This is a genomic window from Methylopila capsulata (genome assembly GCF_016907975.1).
Lineage (GTDB): Bacteria > Pseudomonadota > Alphaproteobacteria > Rhizobiales > Methylopilaceae > Methylopila > Methylopila capsulata.
This window is the reverse complement of record NZ_JAFBCY010000004.1, coordinates 1-21865: the sequence shown is the minus strand read 5'-3', so window position 1 is coordinate 21865 and position 21865 is coordinate 1. Positions and strand designations below refer to the sequence as shown.

36 protein-coding genes are annotated in these 21865 nt (G+C 67.1%); 2 read left to right on the top strand and 34 right to left on the bottom strand.

The features are described from left to right. Positions 1–12 precede the first annotated feature (12 nt). Both JOD31_RS16040 and JOD31_RS16035 read left to right on the top strand, forming a co-directional pair. Positions 13–1179 carry a DUF3616 domain-containing protein gene (locus JOD31_RS16040; RefSeq protein WP_204951451.1) on the top strand — a complete coding sequence of 389 codons (1167 nt, stop codon included), beginning with the start codon at positions 13–15 and terminating at the stop codon, positions 1177–1179. Positions 1180–1471: 292 nt separating this feature from the next. Further along, positions 1472–1864: a hypothetical protein gene (locus tag JOD31_RS16035; protein ID WP_204951450.1), complete on the top strand. Its 393-nt coding sequence runs from the start codon at positions 1472–1474 to the stop codon at positions 1862–1864. A gap of 58 nt (positions 1865–1922) precedes the next feature. Here the strand turns inward: JOD31_RS16035 and JOD31_RS16030 are convergent, their stop codons facing one another. From JOD31_RS16030 to JOD31_RS15865, 34 genes are all read right to left on the bottom strand, one after another. Next, the gene (locus JOD31_RS16030; protein ID WP_204951449.1) at positions 1923–3203 is read right to left on the bottom strand and encodes an RluA family pseudouridine synthase; all 1281 of its coding nucleotides are present in this window, start codon (positions 3201–3203) and stop codon (positions 1923–1925) included. A 67-nt stretch (positions 3204–3270) separates the two neighbouring features. Then, entirely contained in the window at positions 3271–3645 is a 375-nt protein-coding gene (gene crcB / locus JOD31_RS16025; RefSeq protein WP_204951448.1) for a fluoride efflux transporter CrcB, read from the bottom strand. After that, positions 3642–3932, bottom strand: a complete 291-nt coding sequence (locus JOD31_RS16020; RefSeq protein WP_081761449.1) for a type II toxin-antitoxin system RelE/ParE family toxin — start codon at positions 3930–3932, stop codon at positions 3642–3644. The genes crcB and JOD31_RS16020 overlap by 4 nt, the downstream gene beginning before the upstream one ends. Beyond that, positions 3929–4189, bottom strand: a complete 261-nt coding sequence (locus JOD31_RS16015) for a hypothetical protein (RefSeq protein ID WP_204951447.1) — start codon at positions 4187–4189, stop codon at positions 3929–3931. Before JOD31_RS16015 ends, JOD31_RS16020 begins: the two co-directional genes overlap by 4 nt. 61 nt (positions 4190–4250) lie before the next feature. Next, a complete protein-coding gene (locus JOD31_RS16010; protein ID WP_204951446.1) occupies positions 4251–5555 on the bottom strand; it encodes a replication-associated recombination protein A in 1305 nt (434 codons plus the stop codon). Positions 5556–5559: 4 nt separating this feature from the next. After that, entirely contained in the window at positions 5560–6960 is a 1401-nt protein-coding gene (locus JOD31_RS16005; RefSeq protein ID WP_204951445.1) for a DegQ family serine endoprotease, read from the bottom strand. A 154-nt stretch (positions 6961–7114) separates the two neighbouring features. After that, the gene (rplQ, locus tag JOD31_RS16000; RefSeq protein WP_428980917.1) at positions 7115–7534 is read right to left on the bottom strand and encodes a 50S ribosomal protein L17; all 420 of its coding nucleotides are present in this window, start codon (positions 7532–7534) and stop codon (positions 7115–7117) included. A gap of 51 nt (positions 7535–7585) precedes the next feature. After that, positions 7586–8620, bottom strand: coding sequence for a DNA-directed RNA polymerase subunit alpha (locus JOD31_RS15995; protein ID WP_204951800.1), 1035 nt, complete (start codon positions 8618–8620; stop codon positions 7586–7588). Positions 8621–8725: 105 nt separating this feature from the next. Then, entirely contained in the window at positions 8726–9115 is a 390-nt protein-coding gene (rpsK, locus tag JOD31_RS15990; protein WP_020185769.1) for a 30S ribosomal protein S11, read from the bottom strand. A gap of 160 nt (positions 9116–9275) precedes the next feature. Beyond that, on the bottom strand, positions 9276–9644 hold the full coding sequence (gene rpsM / locus JOD31_RS15985; RefSeq protein WP_020185770.1) for a 30S ribosomal protein S13: 369 nt from the start codon (positions 9642–9644) through the stop codon (positions 9276–9278). A gap of 194 nt (positions 9645–9838) precedes the next feature. Next, a complete protein-coding gene (locus JOD31_RS15980) occupies positions 9839–10438 on the bottom strand; it encodes an adenylate kinase (RefSeq protein WP_204951444.1) in 600 nt (199 codons plus the stop codon). Then, complete coding sequence (gene secY / locus JOD31_RS15975) at positions 10435–11772, bottom strand: preprotein translocase subunit SecY (protein ID WP_204951443.1); 1338 nt, start codon at positions 11770–11772, stop codon at positions 10435–10437. Before secY ends, JOD31_RS15980 begins: the two co-directional genes overlap by 4 nt. A gap of 109 nt (positions 11773–11881) precedes the next feature. Continuing rightward, positions 11882–12364, bottom strand: coding sequence for a 50S ribosomal protein L15 (gene rplO / locus JOD31_RS15970; RefSeq protein ID WP_204951442.1), 483 nt, complete (start codon positions 12362–12364; stop codon positions 11882–11884). Positions 12365–12380: 16 nt separating this feature from the next. Further along, positions 12381–12614, bottom strand: coding sequence for a 50S ribosomal protein L30 (gene rpmD / locus JOD31_RS15965; RefSeq protein ID WP_204951441.1), 234 nt, complete (start codon positions 12612–12614; stop codon positions 12381–12383). 27 nt (positions 12615–12641) lie between these two features. Next, positions 12642–13211, bottom strand: coding sequence for a 30S ribosomal protein S5 (gene rpsE, locus JOD31_RS15960; RefSeq protein WP_020185775.1), 570 nt, complete (start codon positions 13209–13211; stop codon positions 12642–12644). Positions 13212–13238: 27 nt separating this feature from the next. Continuing rightward, positions 13239–13598, bottom strand: a complete 360-nt coding sequence (gene rplR / locus JOD31_RS15955) for a 50S ribosomal protein L18 (RefSeq protein ID WP_020185776.1) — start codon at positions 13596–13598, stop codon at positions 13239–13241. 12 nt (positions 13599–13610) lie between these two features. After that, entirely contained in the window at positions 13611–14144 is a 534-nt protein-coding gene (gene rplF, locus JOD31_RS15950; protein WP_020185777.1) for a 50S ribosomal protein L6, read from the bottom strand. A 38-nt stretch (positions 14145–14182) separates the two neighbouring features. Continuing rightward, complete coding sequence (rpsH, locus tag JOD31_RS15945; RefSeq protein WP_024816392.1) at positions 14183–14581, bottom strand: 30S ribosomal protein S8; 399 nt, start codon at positions 14579–14581, stop codon at positions 14183–14185. A 10-nt stretch (positions 14582–14591) separates the two neighbouring features. Beyond that, entirely contained in the window at positions 14592–14897 is a 306-nt protein-coding gene (gene rpsN / locus JOD31_RS15940) for a 30S ribosomal protein S14 (RefSeq protein ID WP_204951440.1), read from the bottom strand. A 12-nt stretch (positions 14898–14909) separates the two neighbouring features. Beyond that, the gene (gene rplE / locus JOD31_RS15935) at positions 14910–15467 is read right to left on the bottom strand and encodes a 50S ribosomal protein L5 (RefSeq protein ID WP_204951439.1); all 558 of its coding nucleotides are present in this window, start codon (positions 15465–15467) and stop codon (positions 14910–14912) included. Continuing rightward, complete coding sequence (gene rplX, locus JOD31_RS15930) at positions 15460–15777, bottom strand: 50S ribosomal protein L24 (RefSeq protein ID WP_020185781.1); 318 nt, start codon at positions 15775–15777, stop codon at positions 15460–15462. Before rplX ends, rplE begins: the two co-directional genes overlap by 8 nt. Beyond that, entirely contained in the window at positions 15777–16145 is a 369-nt protein-coding gene (rplN, locus tag JOD31_RS15925; protein WP_020185782.1) for a 50S ribosomal protein L14, read from the bottom strand. Before rplN ends, rplX begins: the two co-directional genes overlap by 1 nt. 88 nt (positions 16146–16233) lie before the next feature. Further along, the gene (rpsQ, locus tag JOD31_RS15920; RefSeq protein ID WP_020185783.1) at positions 16234–16506 is read right to left on the bottom strand and encodes a 30S ribosomal protein S17; all 273 of its coding nucleotides are present in this window, start codon (positions 16504–16506) and stop codon (positions 16234–16236) included. A gap of 10 nt (positions 16507–16516) precedes the next feature. Beyond that, positions 16517–16726, bottom strand: a complete 210-nt coding sequence (gene rpmC, locus JOD31_RS15915) for a 50S ribosomal protein L29 (protein ID WP_020185784.1) — start codon at positions 16724–16726, stop codon at positions 16517–16519. Positions 16727–16737: 11 nt separating this feature from the next. Next, a complete protein-coding gene (rplP, locus tag JOD31_RS15910) occupies positions 16738–17151 on the bottom strand; it encodes a 50S ribosomal protein L16 (protein WP_103120026.1) in 414 nt (137 codons plus the stop codon). A gap of 23 nt (positions 17152–17174) precedes the next feature. Next, positions 17175–17891 (bottom strand): 30S ribosomal protein S3, encoded by a 717-nt coding sequence (rpsC, locus tag JOD31_RS15905; RefSeq protein ID WP_020185786.1) that lies wholly within the window; start codon positions 17889–17891, stop codon positions 17175–17177. A 10-nt stretch (positions 17892–17901) separates the two neighbouring features. Then, positions 17902–18291 (bottom strand): 50S ribosomal protein L22, encoded by a 390-nt coding sequence (rplV, locus tag JOD31_RS15900; RefSeq protein ID WP_020185787.1) that lies wholly within the window; start codon positions 18289–18291, stop codon positions 17902–17904. A gap of 4 nt (positions 18292–18295) precedes the next feature. Next, positions 18296–18574, bottom strand: coding sequence for a 30S ribosomal protein S19 (gene rpsS, locus JOD31_RS15895; protein WP_020185788.1), 279 nt, complete (start codon positions 18572–18574; stop codon positions 18296–18298). 15 nt (positions 18575–18589) lie between these two features. Continuing rightward, a complete protein-coding gene (rplB, locus tag JOD31_RS15890; RefSeq protein WP_020185789.1) occupies positions 18590–19426 on the bottom strand; it encodes a 50S ribosomal protein L2 in 837 nt (278 codons plus the stop codon). Between the two features lie 24 nt (positions 19427–19450). Then, positions 19451–19744, bottom strand: a complete 294-nt coding sequence (locus JOD31_RS15885; RefSeq protein ID WP_020185790.1) for a 50S ribosomal protein L23 — start codon at positions 19742–19744, stop codon at positions 19451–19453. Beyond that, a complete protein-coding gene (gene rplD, locus JOD31_RS15880; protein ID WP_204951438.1) occupies positions 19741–20364 on the bottom strand; it encodes a 50S ribosomal protein L4 in 624 nt (207 codons plus the stop codon). The genes JOD31_RS15885 and rplD overlap by 4 nt, the downstream gene beginning before the upstream one ends. Then, positions 20364–21098, bottom strand: a complete 735-nt coding sequence (gene rplC, locus JOD31_RS15875; RefSeq protein WP_204951437.1) for a 50S ribosomal protein L3 — start codon at positions 21096–21098, stop codon at positions 20364–20366. The genes rplD and rplC overlap by 1 nt, the downstream gene beginning before the upstream one ends. A gap of 25 nt (positions 21099–21123) precedes the next feature. Continuing rightward, entirely contained in the window at positions 21124–21432 is a 309-nt protein-coding gene (gene rpsJ, locus JOD31_RS15870) for a 30S ribosomal protein S10 (protein WP_020185793.1), read from the bottom strand. Positions 21433–21514: 82 nt separating this feature from the next. Further along, the coding region (locus JOD31_RS15865) for an EF-Tu C-terminal domain-related protein (RefSeq protein WP_487345448.1) at positions 21515–21865 on the bottom strand (351 nt) is incomplete at its 5' end.

Genomic DNA, 21865 nt, shown 5'->3' with positions numbered 1-21865 from the left:
CAGGGGATCCGAATGACCGAAACTTCGCCGCCCGCTCCTGCGCAGGAGCGCGACGCCAAGCTCGTCGGGCGCCTGCCGCTCGCGTTCCACGACGACGACCCGAACGCCGAGAAGGCGCTGCACGAGGACATTTCGGCGATCGTCGCCATGGGCGACGGCGAAAGCCTGTGGGTCGGCGTCGACGAGGGGGCGTCGCTCGAACGGCTTGTCGCCCGACGCGATCCGGACGGCGCGGTGATCGGTTACGGCGGGCACGTGCGCTTCGACCTCCACGACTTCTTCGACTTTCCCTCCGGCGAAACCGAGGAGGCGGACGTCGAAGGCCTGTCGATCGCGGACGGTTATCTCTGGGTCGTCGGCTCGCACAGCCTCAAGCGCAAGAAGCCGAAGCACGGCGATCAGCCCGACGAGGCGCTGGAGCAGCTCACCAAGGTGCAGCGCGAGGCGAACCGCTTCCTGATCGGGCGCATTCCGATCGCCGCGGGCGACCGGCCGGGCGCGCCGACGCTGGCCGTCAAGGCCCCCGCGCTCGACGGCGGCAAGCGCGAGCGCCATTCGGGCGCGCTGCCCATGGGGCGCACGCACAGCCGACTGTCGAAGCTGCTGGCGAAGGACGTGCACCTCGGCCCCTTTCTCTCGATCCCGTCGAAGGACAACGGCTTCGACGTCGAGGGCCTCGCGGTAATCGGCGAGCGGGTGTTCCTGGGTCTGCGCGGCCCGGTGCTGCGCGGCTGGGCGATCGTGCTCGAGCTGCGGATCGCGGCGACCCGCAAGGGACGGCTGAAGCTGAAGCCCGTCGGCGAGGACGGCGCGCTCTACCGCAAGCACTTCCTCGACCTCGACGGCCTCGGCGTGCGGTCGCTGCTGGTGCAGGGCAACGACATGCTGCTGCTGACGGGGCCGACGATGGACCTCGACGGCCCGGTGCGGCTGCACCGCTGGCGAAACGCGCTGCTCGCGCACGACAGCTCGGTCATCCCGCGTGAGGAGGTGGCGCCGATCCTCGACCTGCCGTTCGGCGAAGGCGTGGACCACGCCGAGGGCGCGACGATCTTCGCCCTCAGGCCGGGCGCGAAGCCGACGCTGGTCGTCGCCTACGACAGCCCCTCCCCCGCCCGCGTGCTGCCGAGCGGCCAGGGCGCGCTGGCGGACGTGTTCGAGCTGCCGGAACTGGTTTGAGGAGGGCAAGCGGGCCGGAGAGCGCGGGGCGCCGCACCCTGTCGACGACGCCTGAAGACGGGTTTGAACGCGCGCCGCGAACCAGGCGCCCGTCGAGCGCGTCGCCTCAATCGGCCGCCGCTCTCATAAGAGAATAAAAACCTATTCATGACAAAGACATGTCGCGAGCGAGGACGAGCGCTCATCAGAGCGCACTTTCAATCCTCTTACATGCCTTGAAATCCGCCTTCGACTGCGTCATTTCACACATCGTCTATCGACAACATATGAGCTCTTCATAAGGAGACGATTGATGCTGCATGACGATGGGTTGCCCCTCACGTCCTTTGGCGCGGAAGGGTATTACGGCTTCATGGGCCCCGACGCTGGGTATCCGGTCGCGACCGACTCCGGCGGGTTCGACTGGGAGGTGCTGGTCGAGGGCATCGACGCGACCGGACGGCAGCAGGCCTTCGATCCGCTGCACGCCGAGGACATGATCCCCGGGATGGTCTCGTCGGTGATCTTCGCGATCGATCTGCCAGGCGCATCCTATGAGGCGCCGAGCGGCTCATTCGACTTCGGCGGAGGCGGCGGCGGAGGCGGCGGAGCCGCCGGTTCAATCGGCGGCGGCTTCGGCGGCTCAGTCGGCGTCGTGACGGTCGGCCCGATCGAGACGGTCTCCGTCGAGACGGAAGCCGAGTGACCTCACCGCACGCCGCCACCAACGGCCGCCCTCGGGGCGGCCGTTTTCGTAAGGGCGCTCAGTCTTCCGGCGCGTCGATGATCGGGTCGTACTCGCTGGCGTCGAAGCCCAGCAGGTTCCAGGACTGCTGCATGTGCGGCGGCAGCGGGGCCGAGACGTCCAGCATGTCGCCGCTCGGCAGCGGGATCACCAGCCGGCGAGCGAGCAGGTGCAGCCGGTTCTGGATGCCGCCCGGCAGCTCCCAGTTCTCGATGTTGAAGTACTTCGGGTCGCCGACGATGGGGTGGCCGATGTGGGCGCAGTGCGCCCGAAGCTGGTGGGTGCGGCCAGTGACCGGCTTCAGCGACAGCCAGGCCATCTTCTGCCCGACCTGGTCGACCACCGCGTAATAGGTCAGTGCGTGGGAGGCGCCGGCGTCGCCGTGGGAGGCGACCTGCATGCGCTCGCCCTCCGGTCCGTCGCCCTCGCCCTTGGCGAGATAGGTCGAGATGCGGCCCTGCTTCACCCGCGGCACGCCGGGCGCAAGCGCCCAGTAGACCTTGCGGGCGGCGCGGGAGCGGAAGGTGCGCGCGAGCTCGGACGCGGCGAGCCGCGTTTTCGCCGTCACCAGCACGCCGGCCGTGTCCTTGTCGATGCGGTGGACGAGGCGCGGCTTCTGGCCGGAGCGGTCGGTGAGCGCCGCCAGCATGCCGTCGACGTGCCGCACCGTGCCGGAGCCGCCCTGGACGGCGAGGCCGAAGGGCTTGTTCAGCACGAGGACGTCCCTGTCCTCGTAGATCGTGATCGACCGCAGGAACTCAGCGTCCTTGTCGCTGGCGCTCGGCTTGCGGACGGCGGGCGCGGCGACGCCCTCCTCGTCCTCGGCGCCCTCGCTCTCGTCCTTCAGCGGCGGCACCCGCACCACCATGCCGGCGGAAAGCCGCGTCGCCGTCTTGGCGCGGGCGCCGTCGACCCGGATCTGGCCGGTGCGGCAGAGCTTCTGCAGATGGCCGAAGGCGAGCGCCGGAAAGCGCTCCTTGAACCAGCGGTCGAGCCTGAGGCCCTCCTCCGCGTCGCGCACCGGGATCGCCTGCACGCCCGCGGCCTTGCCCGGCAGCGCCGGCAGGACCCGGGAGGAGAGCTCGACGCTCTTCTCGACCAACGTCCTATGCGCGGCGGGCTTCGCCGCGGCCTTGGGCGCCGGCTTGCCCGCGGACGCGGATCCCGGCTTGCGGAAGGCCGCGCTCGCGGCGCTGCGCTGCGCGGCCCGGGTCGGCTTGCCGTCGGGCCGCTTTCCCGGCGCCGCGGGACGGCGGGAGCCTGAAGTGGATTTCGGCCCCCGGGGGGTGCGTTGCGCCATGGGATCAGCTTTCAGTGTCGGATTAACCGGAATGGAAACCCCGGGTTAACCCAGCGTTGCGCTTGGATTAACCCAGCGCGCGCCCGAGCGCGAGGCCCCCGACGAGGGCGGCGATCGAAACGGCCACCGACACGACCACGTAGATCGCCGCCGCGGTTCCCTCGCCGCGCTCCCAGAGCGTCACCGCGTCGAGGGAGAAGGCCGAGAAGGTGGTGAACCCGCCGAGCACGCCGGTCATCAGGAACAGCCTGGCTTCGCTCGATCCGCCCCGCAGCGTCAGCACCGCCGCGAGCAGCCCCATCACGAACCCGCCGACGACATTGACCGTCAGCGTGCCCCAGGGGAAGCCGGGACCGAAAGCCCTGACAGACCAAAGATTTACGCCGTAGCGCGCAAGGGAGCCGAGGGCGCCGCCGAGGGCGACGAGGAGGGCCGGGATCATGGTTTGGTCCGGGTTAACGGATGGCGAGCGGCGTGGAAGACGCCGAGGATATCGACGTAGTCCTGTCTCACGCGATAGACGACGATATAAGGCAGACGAGGAACCACGAGCTCGTAAGAGCCCCGCCGACGGCCGCGCCGCGCGCTTCTTGGGAACGCCTCAAGCCTTGAGACGACCTGCCCGATACGGCCGAGGACAAGGCCGGCCGCAATTGGATCATCTTGAGCGATGTGGTCGCCGATCGCCCGAAGATGATCGCGAGCGCGCTCAGTGTAGCGGACAATCACCGCTGGTAGCGCGCGAAGAACGTCTCCATCTCTTCTCGGGAGACATAGGGCCCATCTTCGGCGAGCGCCCGATCCACCTCCGCAAGTTGCTGCTCGGTCAACTGAAGATCGCCGGAAAGCTCGGCGTCCGCCGCGTCGATCAGCATGCGCGCGATCTCGTTCTGCCGATCCTCGGGCAGATCGGCGAGGCGCCTAACGGCATCGGCCATCAATCTGGTCACGGGCTTTTCGGCGATCTTTCCCGGTTCGACGCCCATTTTCCTGATCCTGCTGGCATGGGAACCCGATGATCCTAGCACATCGGCCGTTCTCCGCGCCTCACCCCCGCTCCGCTCTCAGCTTGGCCCAATAGTCCAGCCGCTTCCTGAGCTCGCGCTCGAAGCCGCGGTCCGGCGGGTCGTAGAAGGCCCGGCGGCCCATGGCCTCGGGGAAGTAGTCCTGCCCCGAGAAGGCGTCCGGGGCGTCGTGGTCGTAGGCGTAGCCGGAGCCATAGCCCTCGGATTTCATGAGCTTCGTCGGCGCGTTCAGGATGTGCTTGGGCGGAACCAGCGATCCGTGCTCCTTCGCCGCCGCCCGCGCCCGTTTGTACGCGACGTAGACTGCGTTCGACTTCGGGGCGGTGGCGAGATGCACCACGCATTCGGCGAGCGCCAGCTCCCCCTCCGGCGTGCCGAGCTGCTCGTAGGCGTCGCGGGCGGCGATCGCGATGACGAGCGCCTGCGGGTCCGCGAGACCGATGTCCTCGGAGGCCATCCGGATCAGCCGGCGGGCGAGGTAGAGCGGGTCCTCGCCGGCGTCCAGCATGCGCGCAAGCCAGTAGAGCGCCGCGTCCGCGTCCGACCCGCGGACCGATTTGTGCAGCGCGGAGATGAGGTTGTAGTGGCCGTCCGAGGACTTGTCGTAGATCGGCGCCCGCCGCTGAACGACGTCCTGCACCCGGGTCGCGTCGAAGATCTCGCCGGGGCGGGCCGCGCGCCAGATTTCCTCCGCCAAAGTCAGCGAAGCGCGGCCGTCGCCGTCCGCCATGCGGATCAGCGCCGCGCGAGCCTCCGCGTCCAGCGGCAGCGGGCGCTCCTCGATCGCCTCGGCGCGGGCGAGCAGTCCCTCGATCGCCTCGGCGTCGAGCGATTTGAACACCAGCACCCGCGCGCGCGACAGCAGCGCGGCGTTGAGCGCGAAGGAAGGATTCTCGGTGGTCGCGCCGACGAGCGTGACCGTCCCGTCCTCCATGACGGGCAGGAAACTGTCCTGCTGGGCCTTGTTGAAGCGGTGGATCTCATCGACGAAGAGCAGCGTGCCCTGCCCCATCGCCCGCCGCCCGCGCGCCGCGTCGAACACCTTCTTGAGGTCGGCGACGCCGGTGAAGATCGCGGAAATCGGCTCGAAGGCGAGATTCGTGGCGTTGGCGAGCAACCGGCCGACCGTGGTCTTGCCTGTGCCCGGCGGCCCCCAGAAGATCAGGCTGCCGAGCGACCCCGCGGCGACCAGACGGCCGAGCGCGCCGTCGGCGCCGAGGAGATGATCCTGTCCGATGACCTCCTCAAGCGCCTGCGGCCGCAGACGGTCCGCCAGCGGCCGCGGCGCTTCGCGCTCGAGACCCGCCGCCTCGAACAGGTTGGCCACGCGTTCAGCCTCCGAACACGCTGGTGAAGGTGCGGCCGCCCCGTTCGATGGTCACCTTCCAGTAGCGCGGATTGGAGCCGGACAGCTTGGCGAGATCGGCCGAGGATCCCACCTTCTGGTCGTTGATCTCACGGACCACGTCACCTTTCTGAAACCCGAGTTGCTGCGCGGCCGAGCCCTCCGCAGCCTCCATCACGACGACCCCGCGCAGTCCGTCGTCCAGAGACAGCTCTTCGGTAAGCGCGGGCGACAGGTTCGCGACCGTCGCGCCGGCGAAGGGCGAATAGCCGCGGATCGCGCGAGCGTCGCGCGCCGGGGTCTCGGGCGCAGCGGCGAGCGCGATCTTGACCGTCCGCTCCTTCGCCGCGCGGGCGAGCGTGATCTCCGCCTCCCCGCCGAGCGGGCGTGTGGCGAACCGATAGGTGAAGCCCTCGACGTCGTCGATCGGCCGGCCGTCGACCGCCGTGACCAGATCGCCGGACTCCACGCCGGCCTTGGCCGCGGGCGAGCCGGGCGACACGTTCGCCACCAAGGCCCCCGCCGGCCGCTTGAGGCCGAGGCTCTCGGCGATGTCGGGCGTCACGGTCTGGAGCGAGGCGCCGAACCACGGGCGGGCCACGGCCTTCGCGCCGGACCGGGCCGACGCCAGCACCACGCGGACCATGTTTGAAGGGATCGCGAAGCCGATCCCGACGGAACCTCCGGACTGGGAGAAGATCGCCGTGTTGATGCCGATCAGCGCGCCGTCCATGTCCACCAGCGCGCCGCCGGAGTTGCCGGGATTGATGGCGGCGTCGGTCTGCACGAAGGACTGATACGCCCCGTCCCCCACCTGGCTGCGGGCCAGAGCCGAGACGATGCCGGAGGTCACCGTCTGGCCGACGCCGAACGGGTTGCCGACCGCGAGCGTCAGGTCGCCCACTTGAAGCGCGTCGGAGTCCGCGAGAGACAGCGTCGGGAATTTCTCGGAGCCGTCGCCGATCTTCAGCACCACGAGGTCTGTGCGCTGATCCTTGAGCAGGATCGTCGCCTCGAACTCACGCTTGTCGGACAGCGCGACGCGCACCTCCGTCATGCCCTCGACGACGTGGTTGTTGGTGACCACCAAGCCGTCCGCCCCGACGATGACCCCGGAGCCGAGCGAGCGCGCGACCCGCTCCCGCGGCACGCCGCGGCCGCCGCCGAAGAACTGCCGGAAAAAGGGATCGTCGAACAACGCATTCCGCCGCTGCTCCGTCCGCGAGGCGTAGATGTTGACGACGGCCGGCGTGACATGCGCGACGACCGGCGCATAGGACAGCTTGATCTCGCTGCGGTTCTCCGGCGCGCGGCGATCCTGGGCGGACGCCGGGGCGAGGCAGGCGAGCACGAGCGCGGGAACGAGAAGCAGGCGCGTCGGCGACATGGGCGGCTCGATCGGTCGTTGGAGACGAGGGTCACATAGTGCGCCTGCGTCGAAGGCGGAAGTTGGAGCGTTCGCTCCGCCAGCCGCCTGTGCAAAACGCGAAAAGGGCGGCCGTCGCCGGCCGCCCTTTTCGATGTCGATCGCGCTCGGCCGATCAGGCCGCGGCGCTCTCCGCCTCGGTACGCGCCCGGTCGGACTTGCCCTTGGCGTCCACGTCGCGGTCGACGAACTCGATCACGGCGACCGGCGCGTTGTCGCCGTGGCGGAAGCCCGCCTTCAGGATGCGCAGGTAGCCGCCGTTGCGGGCGCTGTAGCGCGGGCCGATCGTCTCGAACAGCTTGCGCACCGTCGGGATGTGACGGAGCTCGGCGATCGCCTGGCGACGGGCATGCAGGTCGCCCCGCTTTGCGAGCGTCACCAGCTTCTCGACGACCGGACGCAGGTCCTTCGCCTTCGGCAGGGTGGTGACGATCTGCTCGTGCTCGATCAGCGACAGCGCAAGGTTGGCGAACATCGCCTTGCGGTGGCTCTGCAGCCGGTTGAAGCGGCGACCCCGCTTGCCGTGCATGGACATGACTTCTTCTCCTTCAGGCCCGCGCCTCTAGAGGCTGACGAGGCCGAACCCTCAGTAGTGTTCTTCGAAACGCTTGGCGAGCTCGTCGATGTTGTCCGGCGGCCAGCCGCCGACTTCCATGCCGAGATGGAGACCCATCTGCGCCAGCACTTCCTTGATCTCGTTCAACGACTTGCGGCCGAAGTTCGGAGTCCGGAGCATCTCGGCCTCGGTCTTCTGGATCAGGTCGCCGATGTAGACGATGTTGTCGTTCTTCAGGCAGTTCGCCGAACGGACCGACAGCTCCAGCTCGTCGACCTTCTTGAGCAGCGCCGGGTTGAAGGCGAGCTCCGGGATCGCGGACTGAACGCTTTCCTTCTTCGGCTCCTCGAAGTTGACGAACACCTCGAGCTGGTCCTGGAGAATGCGGGCGGCGTAGGCCACCGCGTCGTCCGGAGAGATCGAGCCGTTGGTCTCGACGGTCAGCGTCAGCTTGTCGTAGTCGAGGATCTGGCCTTCGCGCGTGTTCTCGACGCGGTAGGAGACCTTCTTCACGGGCGAGTACAGGCTGTCGACCGGGATCAGGCCGATCGGCGCGTCCTCGGGGCGGTTGCGGTCCGCGGGGACGTAGCCCTTGCCAGTGTCGACGGTGAACTCCATCCGGATCTCGGCGCCCTCGTCGAGGGTGCAGAGCGCCAGATCGGGGTTCAGGATCTGGACGTCGCCGACAACCTGGATGTCGCCCGCCACGACCTGACCGGGGCCCTGCTTGCGCAGAACCATCCGCTTCGGACCCTCGCCCTGCATCTTGATGGCGATATCCTTGATGTTCAGGACGATGTCCGTCACGTCCTCACGGACGCCCGGGATCGACGAGAACTCGTGGAGCACGCCGTCGATGTGCACCGAGGTCACCGCCGCGCCCTGAAGCGAAGACAGCAGGATGCGGCGCAGCGCGTTGCCGAGCGTGAGGCCGAAACCACGCTCGAGCGGCTCCGCGACCATCGTCGCAGAGCGCTTGCCGTCGCCCCCGGGGGCGACCTCAAGCTTGTTCGGCTTGATCAGGTCTTGCCAATTCTTCTGGATCACGACTGCACCCTTCGTCAGTCAAACGCGGAGATCCGCTACTCTCCGCGTCGGCCGGCCCCGATGGGCCAAGCCTCGAAACGAACATGCGCCCCGCGGAACGGGGCGCAGGCGACGACAAGCGCGTCAGACGCGACGGCGCTTCCGCGGCCGGCAGCCGTTGTGCGGGATCGGCGTCACGTCGCGGATCGACGTCACCATGAAGCCAGCGGCCTGAAGCGCGCGGAGAGCCGACTCGCGTCCGGAACCCGGACCCGAGACTTCGACTTCAAGCGTGCGCATGCCGTGCTCGGCGGCCTTCTTCGCCGCGTCCTCGGCCGCGACCTGCGCGGCGTAGGGGGTCGACTTGCGCGAGCCCTTGAAGCCCTGCGCGCCGGCCGACGACCAGGACACGGTGTTGCCCTGCGCGTCGGTGATCGTGATCATCGTGTTGTTGAACGTCGCGTTCACGTGGGCGACGCCCGACGCGATGTTCTTGCGCTCGCGGCGGCGAATGCGCTGGGCTTCCTTGGCCATGTGGCTCTCTGTCCTTCAAGCGCGCCCGTCGTTCCAGGCGCTCGGGAGATATTCGTCATCCCGGAACGAGACCCGGGACCGTGCGTCGAACGTCCTCTCACGAGGACGATCCCGGACGCCATGCGCCCGGGACCTGCGCGGCGAAACCGCCGCGCGAGAATTACTTCTTCTTGCCGGCGATCGGCTTCGCCTTGCCCTTGCGGGTGCGGGCGTTGGTGTGCGTGCGCTGGCCGTGAACCGGCAGGCCGCGACGGTGACGCAGGCCGCGGTAGCAGCCGAGATCCATCAGACGCTTGATGTTCATCGCGACTTCGCGGCGCAGGTCGCCTTCCACGATGTAGTCGCGGTCGATGGTCTCGCGGATCTGGATGACTTCGGCGTCGGTCAGCTGGTTGACCCGACGCTCGGCCGGAATGGCGACCTTCTCGCAGATCTCGGTCGCCTTCTGGGAGCCGATTCCGTGAATGTACTGAAGCGCGATAATCACGCGCTTGTTCGTCGGGATGTTGACGCCGGCAATACGTGCCACGTGTACTCTCCATGTGTCCGGCGACAACGCCGATGATGAGCGCGCGTCCGGTGGAGGCCGGCCCATGCGCGCGAACGACAGCAGGACGAAACGACGAGGCCTGAAGGCCCCGCTACCTCTCCTGCTATCGGTGAGGGGTTGCGCGTAGCGCCTCACGGCGCCCGCGTCAAGTTCTTTCCAAAAGATAACCGGCCTTACGACGCCGTCGCTCGCGCGTCTGCGAGCAGGCCGTCGATCTCCCGCGTCACGGTCCCGATCGGCGCCATGCCGTCCACGGACGCGTAGACGCCACGCTGCTTGTAGAACGGCTTCAGCTGCGCGGTCACGTTCTGATAGTCCGCAATGCGCTTGCGCACGACGTCGGGCGCGTCGTCGCTGCGGGTCGGCTTGCCGGCGGCCGCCGCCTCGCGCGCGCGGCGCTCGACGCGCTCCAGCAGCGCTTCCTCGTCGACCGACAGTTCGATGACCTGGTTCAGCTTCAGGCCCTTGGCCTCCAGCATGGCCTCGAGCGCCTCGGCCTGCTTCAGCGTCCGGGGAAAGCCGTCCAGGATGAACCCGTTCCGCGCGTCCGGCTCGTCGATGCGGTCCGCTACGATCTGAACCACGACCTCGTCCGGCACCAGCTCGCCGCGGGCCATCAGGTCCTTCGCCTTGAGTCCGACCGGCGTGCCGGCGGCAACGGCCGCGCGCAGCATGTCGCCCGTGGAAAGCTGCACGATGCTGTGCGCTTCGACCAGACGCTCGGACTGCGTGCCTTTGCCGGCGCCGGGGGGGCCGAGCAGAATCAGTCTCATCGACGCTTTCCTTTGAGCCGGGCCTTCTTGATGAGGCCCTCGTATTGCGCAGCGTACAGATGACCTTGCACCTGCGCCACCGTGTCCATGGTGACCGAAACCACGATCAAGAGCGAGGTGCCGCCGAAGTAGAACGGCACCGCGGCGTAGGAGATCAGGATCTCGGGGATCAGGCACACCGCGGCGATGTAGGCTGCGCCGACGACCGTGATGCGGGTCAGCACATAGTCGATGTACTCGGCCGTGCGCTCGCCCGGACGGATGCCGGGAATGAAGCCGCCGTACTTCTTCAGGTTGTCGGCGGTCTCGTTCGGATTGAACACGATCGCAGTGTAGAAGAAGCAGAAGAACACGATCAGGCCGACGTACATCACCATGTACAGCGGCCGGCCATGCGCCAGATAGGTCGTCATGGTTGTGAGCCAGCCCGACCCGCCGCTGGCGGCGGAGAAGTTCGCGATCGTCGTCGGCAGCAGCAGCAGCGACGAGGCGAAGATCGGCGGGATGACGCCGGCGGTGTTGAGCTTCAGCGGGAGATGCGAGCTTTCGCCGCCCGTCATCCGGTTCTGCGACACCTGCCGCTTCGGATACTGGATCAACAGGCGCCGCTGGGCGCGCTCCATGTAGACGATCAGCGCGATGACGGCGATCGCCATGACCACGACGCCGAGGATGAGCGCCGTCGAGATCGCGCCCTGCCGGCTGAGTTCGAGCGTCCCCGCGATCGCGGCCGGGAGCTCCGCCACGATGCCGGCGAAGATGATCAGCGAGATGCCGTTGCCGATGCCGCGCGCGGTGATCTGCTCGCCCAGCCACATCAGGAACATGGTGCCGCCGGTCAGGGTGATGACCGTGGAGATGCGGAAGAACAGGCCCGGGTCCACAACGACGTTCGCCTGGCCCTCGAGGCCGACGGAGATGCCGTAGGCCTGGACGGTCGCGAGCAGAACGGTGCCGTAGCGCGTGTACTGATTGATGATCTTGCGGCCGGCCTCGCCCTCCTTCTTGAGGGCTTCGAGGTGCGGCGAGACCGAGGTCATCAGCTGCACGATGATGGAGGCCGAGATGTAGGGCATAATGGCGAGCGCAAAGATCGCCATGCGGCCGACGGCGCCGCCCGAGAACATGTTGAACAGGCCGATGATGCCCGTCGACTGCTGACGGAACACTTCGGCCAGCGCCGCGGGGTTGATGCCCGGCAGCGGGATGTAGGTGCCGAGGCGATAGATCAAAAGCGCGCCAAGCGTGAACCAGATGCGCTTTTTAAGCTCGCCCGCCTTCGAGAAAGCGGAGAAGTTCAGGTTCGCAGCAAGCTGCTCTGCCGCCGACGCCATCGATCGCCTCGTCTTTCCGATACGCTTCGCGTGACCGGGCCCCTCGACGACGACGCCCCCCGGGGACCGGGAGGCGTTCGAAAGGTCGGTCCGCCGTCAGATGGGGACGTTAGGCCGCGTCCGCATCCTTGACGGGCGCAAGCAGCGTCACCTTGCCGCCGAGCTTCTCGATCACGTCCGCGACCGACTTGGACACGGCGTAGACCTCGAGGTCGAGCTTGGTCTTCAGTTCGCCGCGGCCGAGAACCTTCACGCCGTCCTTCTTCTTGGACAGCACGCCGGCCTCGATCAGGGCGGCCTCGGTCACGGGCTTGCCCGCGTCGAGCTTGCCCGCGTCGAGCGCCTGCTGAAGGCGCGCGAGGTTGACCTCGTTGAGGTCGGTCGCGAACAGGTTGGTGAAGCCGCGCTTGGGCAGACGCCGGTAGAGCGGCATCTGACCGCCCTCGAACGCCTTGATGCGAACGCCGGTGCGGGACTTCTGTCCCTTCACGCCGCGGCCGCCGGTCTTGCCCTTGCCGGAACCGATGCCGCGACCAACGCGCATGCGGTCCTTGGTGGCGCCGGGATTGTCCCGGAGATCAGTCAGTTTCATCACGTCTCTCCAGCGCTCAGCGGGCGTCGTCTTCGACGCGCACGAGGTGAGCGACCTTCGCGATCATTCCGCGCACGGCCGGGGTGTCGGCGAGTTCGCGGCGCTTGCCGATACGGCCGAGGCCGAGGCCGACGAGGGTCGCATGCTGGTCCGCGGGACGGCGGGTCGAGGAGCCGGTCTGGACGACCACGACCTGACCGCCCTTCGAGGCTTTCGCCGCGCGGCCCTTCTTGTTTTCAGTGACGGCCATGATCAGCCTCCTTCAACGAACGGGTGATCAGCCTTCGGCCACGGCGTCGGCGTCGACGTCGCGACGACGAGACTGCAGCGTCGAGACCTTCAGGCCGCGACGGGCGGCGACGGAGCGCGGGCTGTCCTCGTTCTTCAGCGCGTCGAACGTGGCCCGCACCATGTTGTACGGGTTCGACGAACCGAGCGACTTCGCGACAACGTCGTGGACGCCGAGCGTCTCGAAGACGGCGCGCATCGGACCGCCGGCGATGATGCCCGTGCCCGCCGGAGCGGCGCGCAGCACCACGCGGCCGGCGCCGTGGCGACCGTCGACGTCATGATGCAGCGTACGGCCTTCGCGCAGCGGCACGCGGATGAGGCCGCGCTTGGCGCTTTCGGTCGCCTTGCGGATCGCCTCAGGCACCTCGCGGGCCTTGCCGTGACCGAAGCCGACGCGGCCCTTCTGGTCGCCGACGACGACGAGCGCGGCGAAGCCGAACCGGCGTCCGCCCTTCACGACCTTCGCGACGCGGTTGATGTGGACCAGCTTGTCGACGAACTCGCTGTCGCGCTCTTCGCGGTCGTTCCGGCGGTTGTCTCTGGGCTCACGAGCCATGTCTTATCCTCTCGCCTCGAGCGGGCTTCAGAAGTTGAGCCCGCCCTCACGGGCGGCCTCGGCCAGGGCCTTGACCCGGCCGTGATAGATGTAGGAGCCGCGGTCGAACACCACGTCCTTCACGCCGACGGCGGCGGCGCGCTCCGCCACCAGCTTCCCGACCGCAGTCGCGGCCGCGGTGTCGGCGCCCGTCTTGTCGCCGCGCAGCGTCTTGTCCAGGGTCGACGCCGCCGCGAGGGTCACGCCCTTCGCGTCGTCGATGACCTGAGCATAGATGTGCTTCGAGGAGCGGAACACCGACAGACGGGGACGCCCGTTGGCGGCCGTAAGAAGGCTCCGGCGCACGCGCGCCTTCCGGCGCGCTTCAGTCGCGAGATTTTTCGCCATGGTTCCGGGCCCTTACTTCTTCTTGCCTTCCTTGCGGAAGATGAATTCGCCCGCGTACTTGACGCCCTTGCCCTTGTAGGGCTCAGGACCGCGGAACTCGCGGATCTCGGCCGCCACCTGGCCGACGCGCTGCTTGTCGATGCCGGAGATCAGGATCTCCGTCGGCTTGGCGCACTTGATGTCGATCCCCGCAGGGATCGGGTACTTGATGTCGTGGCTGTAGCCGAGAGCGAGGACCAGGTCCTTGCCCTGAACGGCGGCGCGATAGCCGACGCCGCTGATCTCGAGCTTCTTCTCGAAACCCTTGGTGACGCCTTCGACGAGGTTCGACACCATGGTGCGCGACATGCCCCACTTGGAGCGCGCGCCCTTGGTCTCGTCGCGCGGCTGGACGGTGACCTTACCGTCCTTGAACTCCACCACGACCTCGTCGTGGACCCGGAAGGCGAGCTCGCCCTTCGGACCCTTTACCTTGACATCCTGCCCATCCACGGCCGCGGTCACGCCCGACGGCACGTCGACCGGCTTCTTGCCGATGCGCGACATAACGCTCTCCTAATCCTGCGAGAAACCCTCCGCCAGCGTCAGAAGACGCGGCAGAGGATCTCCCCGCCCACGTTGTTGTCGCGGGCGTCGTGATCCGCCATCACGCCCTTGGGCGTGGAGAGGATCGAGATGCCGAGGCCATTGGCCACGCGCGGAAGATTTTTGACCGACGCGTACACCCGGCGGCCCGGCTTCGACACCCGCTGGATTTCGCGGATGACCGGCGCGCCGTCGTAGTACTTCAGCTCGATCTCAAACTCCGTACGGCCGTTGGCCATCTCGGTCTGGGTGTAGCCGCGGATGTAGCCTTCCGCCTGCAGCACGTCCAGCACATGCTGGCGCAGGCGCGAGCCGGGCGTCGAGCACGAGGTCTTGTTCCGCATGTGCGCGTTGCGGATTCGCGTCAGCATATCGCCGAGGGGATCAATCATTGACATGGATCCCTCCTCACCAGCTCGACTTCAGGAGACCCGGAACCAGGCCCTTCGAGCCCAGATCGCGGATCGCGATGCGCGAGATGCCCAGCTTGCGGTAGTACGCACGCGGACGACCCGTCACTTCGCAGCGGTTCCGGATGCGGGTCTTGGACCCGTTCCGCGGAAGCTCGGCGAGCTTGAGGCGCGCTGCGAAGCGCTCCTCGAGGTCCAGGCTCTCATCCTTGGCGATCGCCTTCAGCTCCGCCCGCTTCGCAGCGAAACGGTCGACGAGCTGACGACGCCGGTTGTTCTTCTCGATCGCGCTTTTCTTAGCCATGCGATCCTCCCGTCACTGCCTGAAGGGGAAGTTGAAGGCGCGCAGCAGGGCGCGCGCCTCGTCGTCAGACTTCGCCGTCGTGCAGACGATGACGTCCATGCCCCACACCTGATCGATCTTGTCGTACTCGATCTCGGGGAACACGATGTGCTCCTTGATGCCCATGGCGAAGTTGCCACGGCCGTCGAAGCTCTTCGGGTTCAGGCCGCGGAAATCGCGAACGCGCGGAAGCGCGATCGTGACCAGGCGATCCATGAACTCGTACATGCGGGCCCGGCGCAGCGTGACCTTCGCGCCGACCGACTGGCCTTCGCGCAGCTTGAAGGTCGCGATCGAGGTGCGGGCCTTCGTCACGACCGGCTTCTGGCCGGCGATCTTGGTCAGCTCGCCGACCGCGTTCGTCACCTTCTTGGAGTCGGCGACGCCTTCGCCGATGCCCATGTTGATGACGATCTTGTCGATCGTCGGAACCTCGAACGGGTTCTTGTACCCGAACTCCTCGATCAGCTTCGGCCGAACGACGTCGGCGTAAAGCTTCTTGAGGCGCGGCTCGTAAGCGGTATCAGCCATCGATCTGATCTCCCGAACGCGTCGCGACGCGAACCTTGCGGCCGTCGTCCAGGACCTTGAAGCTGACGCGCGTCGCTTTGCCGTCCTTCGGGTCGGCGAGCGCGATGTTGGACAGGTGGATGGCGGCCTCCTTGGAGATGATCCCGCCTTCCGTCGTCTGGGTCTGGCGCGTATGGCGCTTCACCACGTTGACGCCGCGCACCAGGGCGCGCTCGTCCTTGGGGAGCACCTGCAGCACTTCGCCGGTCTTGCCCTTGTCCCGGCCTGCGAGAACGACGACCTTGTCGCCCTTCTTGATCTTCGCGGCCATCACAGCACCTCCGGCGCGAGCGAAATGATCTTCATGTGGTTCTTCGCGCGGAGCTCGCGCGGAACCGGTCCGAAGATGCGGGTGCCGACGGGCTCTTTCTGGTTGTTGATCAGCACGGCCGCGTTGCGGTCGAAACGGATCACGGAACCGTCGATGCGGCGCACGGCCTTCGCGGTGCGAACGACGACCGCCTTCATGACGTCGCCCTTCTTCACGCGGCCCCGCGGAATCGCCTCCTTGACCGACACCACGATGATGTCGCCCACGCCGGCGTAGCGACGGCCTGCGCCGCCGAGAACCTTGATGCACATCACTCGCTTGGCGCCGGAATTGTCGGCGACGTCGAGGTTGCTCTGCATCTGAATCATGGCCTTAAGCCTTTCTCATTCGCCCGGACCGGTATCCCCGAAGTTCGGTGGGGACCTCGCCCGGCGGGCCTTGGATTTCAGATGATCGTCACTCGGTCGGGGCCGGCGCCGAGGCGTCCGCATCGACCGACGCGTCGGGTCGAACGACCCAGCGCTTCAGCTTCGAGATCGGCCGGCTCTCCTCAATCCACACGAGGTCGCCGACCTTGAACAGGCCCTGCTCGTCGTGGGCGTGGTAGTGCTTCGACCGGCGCACCGTCTTCTTCAGAAGCGGGTGCGTGAACCGACGCTCCACCTTGACCACGACGGTCTTGGCGTTCTTGTCGGAAATGACCGTCCCGAGAAGGACTCTTTTCGGCATGATGTCCTCCTCAGGCCTTTGTTTCCGCCTCCGCACGCTTCGCCGAAGCGACGGTGCGGATGCGGGCGATATCACGGCGCACCTGGCGCACGCGAGCAGTATTCTCGAGCTGGCCCGTGGCGCGCTGGAAACGGAGGTTGAATTGCTCCTTTTTCAGCTTCACGAGCTCGTCGTCGAGCTGGTCGACCGACAGGGTCTTAAGGTCTTGAGCCTTCGCCATGACGTCCTCCCTCACTCGGCGATGCGTTGAACGAAGCGCGTGCGAATCGGCAGCTTCGCGGCCGCCAGCGCAAGCGCTTCCTTGGCGATCTCGATGGACACGCCATCGATCTCGAACATGATGCGGCCGGGTTTGACCTTGGCCGCCCAGTAGTCCGTCGCGCCCTTGCCCTTGCCCATGCGGACTTCGGTCGGCTTCGACGTCACCGGAACGTCGGGATACACGCGGATCCAGACGCGGCCGGCGCGCTTCATGTGACGGGTCAGCGCGCGACGGGCGGCTTCGATCTGGCGCGCGGTGATGCGCTCCGGCTCGAGCGCCTTCAGACCAAACGCGCCGAAGTCGAGGTTGAATCCGCCCTTCGCAGCGCCGCTGATGCGACCCTTGAACTGCTTGCGGAACTTGGTCTTCTTCGGTTGCAGCATGACTTAGACTCCGAGGCTCCCGATCACGCCGCGTCGCGGCGGTTCGGGCGGCCACCGCCGCCGCCGCCAGCCGACTCTTCGGACAGACGACGATCCTGGGCCATGGGATCGTGCTCCATGACCTCGCCCTTGAAGATCCACACCTTCACGCCGCAGGTGCCCATCGCGGTCTTCGCGGTGGCGACGCCGTAGTCGACGTCGGCCCGCAGCGTGTGAAGAGGCACGCGACCTTCGCGGTACCACTCGGTGCGGGCGATCTCAGCGCCGCCGAGACGGCCGGCGCAGTTGATGCGGATGCCTTCCGCGCCGAGGCGCATCGCGGACTGAACCGCGCGCTTCATGGCGCGACGGAACGCGACGCGGCGCTCGAGCTGCTGCGAGATCGACTCGGCGACCAGCGTCGCGTCGACTTCGGGCTTGCGCACTTCGACGATGTTGATGTGCACCTCGGACGAGGTCATCGAGCCGACCTTCTTACGAAGCTTCTCGATGTCCGCGCCCTTCTTGCCGATCACGATGCCCGGGCGGGCGGAGTAGATCGACACGCGGCACTTCTTGTGGGGGCGCTCGATGACGATCTTCGAAACGGCCGCCTGCTTCAGATCCTTCAGCAGGGCGTCGCGGATCTTGATGTCCTCGTGCAGCAGCTTGCCGTACTCGCCCTTGCTGGCGAACCAGCGCGAGTCCCACGTACGGTTGATGCCGAGCCGAAGCCCGATCGGGTTGACCTTATGACCCATCGTCTTCTCCTCAGGCCTTCGCCGCGTCGCGCTCGACCTGACGAACGACGATCGTCAGGTGCGAGAACGGCTTCTGGATGGTGCCGACGCGGCCACGGGCGCGGGGGCTGAAGCGCTTCATGACGATCGACTTGCCGACGAACGCCTGGGAGACGACGAGATCGTCCACGTCGAGGTCGTGGTTGTTCTCGGCGTTGGCGATCGCGCTCTCGAGCGTCTTCTTCACCTGTCCCGCGATCCGCTTGCGGGAGAAGGTCAGGTCGGCCAGAGCCGTCTCGACCTTCTTGCCGCGGATCAGCTGCGCGACGAGGTTCAGCTTCTGCGGCGAGATGCGAACCATCCGCAGCACAGCTTTCGCCTCGTTCTCGGGAAGCGCGCGCTCGCGTGCCTGCTTGCCCATGACCTTACTTCCTCTTCGACTTCTTGTCCGCCGCGTGACCGTAGAAGGTACGGGTCGGGGCGAACTCGCCGAACTTGTGGCCGATCATCTCTTCCGAGATTGCGACCGGGATGTGCTTCTGGCCGTTGTAGACCCCAAAGGTGAGGCCCACGAACTGCGGCAGGATCGTGGAGCGACGGCTCCAGATCTTGATGACCTCGTTACGGGTCGACGACCGGGCGTTTTCCGCCTTGCGCAGCAGATAGCCGTCGACGAACGGGCCCTTCCAAACTGAACGCGCCATTTGTCCGCTCTCCGCTTACTTCTTCTTACGGGCGTGGCGGCTCGACACGATAAACTTGTCGGTCGCCTTGTTCGAACGGGTCCGCTTGCCCTTGGTCGGCTTGCCCCACGGGGTGACCGGGTGCCGGCCGCCCGAGGTGCGGCCTTCGCCGCCGCCGTGCGGATGGTCGACCGGGTTCATGGTCACGCCGCGGTTGTGCGGCTTGCGACCGAGCCACCGCGAACGACCCGCCTTGCCCAGGCTGATGTTCGAATGATCCGGGTTCGACACCGCGCCGACCGTCGCAAAGCAGTGACCGTGCACAAGGCGCTGCTCGCCCGAGTTCAGGCGCAGCGTCACGTAGCCCTGGTCGCGGCCCACGATCTGGGCGTAGGTGCCGGCCGAGCGCGCGATCTGGCCGCCGCGGCCGATCTTGATCTCGACGTTGTGGACGATCGTGCCGACCGGCGCGACGCCGAGCGGCATCGCGTTGCCGGGTTTCACGTCGACCTGCGCGCCGGCCACCACCTGGTCGCCGACAGCGAGACGCTGGGGCGCGAGGATGTAGCTCAGCTCGCCGTCCTGGTAGCGGATCAGCGCGATGAACGCCGAGCGGTTCGGATCGTACTCGATCCGCTCCACCGTCGCCGGCACGTCCAGCTTGCGACGCTTGAAGTCGATCAGCCGGTAGGTCCGCTTGTGGCCGCCGCCGCGGAAGCGGACGGTGATGCGGCCGTAATTGTTGCGGCCGCCGGAGGACGAGAGGCCCTCGGTCAGCTGCTTCACTGGCTTGCCCTTGTACAGGGCCGACCGGTCCACGATCACGAGCTGGCGAAGGCTCGGCGTGATCGGATTATAATGCTTGAGCGCCATCTGTTCGGCTCCCTATCCCGCGCCTCAGAGGCCGGTCGTGACGTCGATCGAGTGGCCCTCGGCGAGGGTCACGATCGCGCGCTTGACGTCGCCCTGACGGCCGAGACGGCCGCGGAAACGCTTTTCCTTGCCCTTGCGGACAAGCGTGTTGACGCTCAGGACCTTCACGTCGAACAGCTTCTCGACGGCGGCCTTGATCTGTGGCTTGGTGGCGGTGTCCGCGACGCGGAAGACCACCTTGTTCAGCTCGGACGCGATCGTCGCCTTTTCGGTAATGATCGGCGACCGGATGACGTCGTAATGGCGCACATCGGTCATTTGAAGCGCGCCTCCAGCGCATCGATCGCAGCCTTCGTCAGCACGAGCGTCTCGCGGCGAAGGATGTCGTAGACGTTGATGCCCTGGACCGGCAGCACGTCCACGTACGGCACGCTGCGGGCGGCGAGCTTGACGTTGGCCTCCACCTCGGCGCCGTCGACGATGAGAGCGTTGGCGAAGCCGAGCTTCTCCATCCGCTCCTTGAACGCCTTGGTCTTGGCCTCGCCCAGCGAGAACGCGTCGACGACGACGATCTGCTGATCCTTGGCCTTGGCCGAGAGCGCGAGCTTCAGGCCGAGGGCGCGCACCTTCTTCGGAAGGTCATGCGCGTGGGAGCGCACCACCGGACCGAAGGCGCGGCCGCCGCCACGAAACTGCGGAGCGGACGCCGCAGCGTGACGGGCGCGGCCCGTGCCCTTCTGCTTGTACATTTTCTTGCCGGTCCGGGCGATTTCGGACCGACCGAGCGTCTGGTGGGTGCCGGCCTGGCGCTTGGCGAGCTGCCAGCGCACGACGCGGTGCAGGATGTCCGCGCGCGGCTCGAGACCGAAGATCTCGTCCGAGAGCGTGATCTTCTCGCCCGCGGCGCCGTCGGCGGTGGTGATTGCGATATCGACCATCACGCGTTCTCCGTCTCGGCCGAAGCGGTCTCGACCGGGGCCTCGGCCTTCGCCGCGCCGCGTTCGCGGAACGCGCCCGGCAGCGGAAGTCCCTCAGGCAGCTTCGTCTTCACCGCGTCGCGGACCAGGATCCAGCCGCCCTTGGCGCCCGGAACCGCTCCCTCGACCAGGATCAGACCGCGCTCGACGTCCGTCGACACGATCTTGAGGTTCTGAGTGGTCACCCGCTCGTCGCCCATATGACCGGCCATCTTCTTGTTCTTGAAGACCTTGCCGGGATCCTGACGGCCGCCGGTCGAACCGTGCGAACGGTGCGACACGGACACGCCGTGGGTGGCGCGAAGACCGCCGAAGTTATGGCGCTTCATGGCGCCGGCGAAGCCCTTGCCGATCGAGGTGCCGGTCACGTCGACCCGCTGCCCGACCAGGAAGTGGTCGACAGTGATCTCGGCGCCCACGGGGATCACCGCGTCCGGGGTCACCCGGAACTCGACGATCTTCCGCTTCGGCTCGACTTCGGCCTTCGCGAAGTGGCCGCGCTCGGCGCGCGTCACGTTCTTGGGTTTACGAACGCCAGCGCCAAGCTGCATGGCGACGTAGCCGTTGCCCTCGAGGGTGCGATGCGCCACGACCTGGCACTGCTCCACCTTGAGAACCGTGACCGGAACATGCTCGCCGGCATCCGTGAAGATGCGGGTCATGCCCAGTTTCTGTGCGATTACTCCGGACCGCATGAGAGTCGTCCTTCCCTTGCGCCGATCAGAGCTTGATCTCGACGTCGACGCCGGCGGCCAGGTCGAGCTTCATCAGCGCGTCCACGGTCTGCGGCGTCGGGTCGACGATGTCGAGGAGACGCTTGTGCGTCCGGATCTCGAACTGCTCGCGGCTCTTCTTGTCGACGTGCGGCGAGCGGTTCACGGTAAACTTCTCGATGCGGGTCGGCAGGGGGATCGGACCACGAACCTGCGCGCCCGTCCGCTTGGCCGTCGACACGATTTCTCGGGTCGACGAGTCCAGGATGCGGTGGTCGAACGCCTTGAGGCGGATCCGGATGTTCTGACCGTTCATTTTACTCGGTCTCCACGAGGTAGGGCGGCGCCCTTGAAATCAGGGCGCGCCCGCCCCGGCAGTTTCTCTGAAAGAGTTCAGATCACTCGATGATGGAAGCGACGACGCCTGCGCCGACGGTGCGGCCGCCTTCGCGGATGGCGAAGCGCAGCTTCTCCTCCATCGCGATCGGCACGATCAGGTGCACCTCCATCGCGATGTTGTCGCCCGGCATCACCATCTCGGTGCCCTCGGGGAGGTGCACCACGCCCGTCACGTCCGTCGTACGGAAGTAGAACTGCGGACGGTAGTTCGTGAAGAACGGCGTGTGACGGCCGCCCTCCTCCTTGGTGAGGATGTAAGCCTCAGCCTTGAACTTCGTGTGCGGCTTCACCGAGCCCGGCTTGCACAGAACCTGTCCGCGCTCCACGTCCTCGCGCTTCGTGCCGCGCAG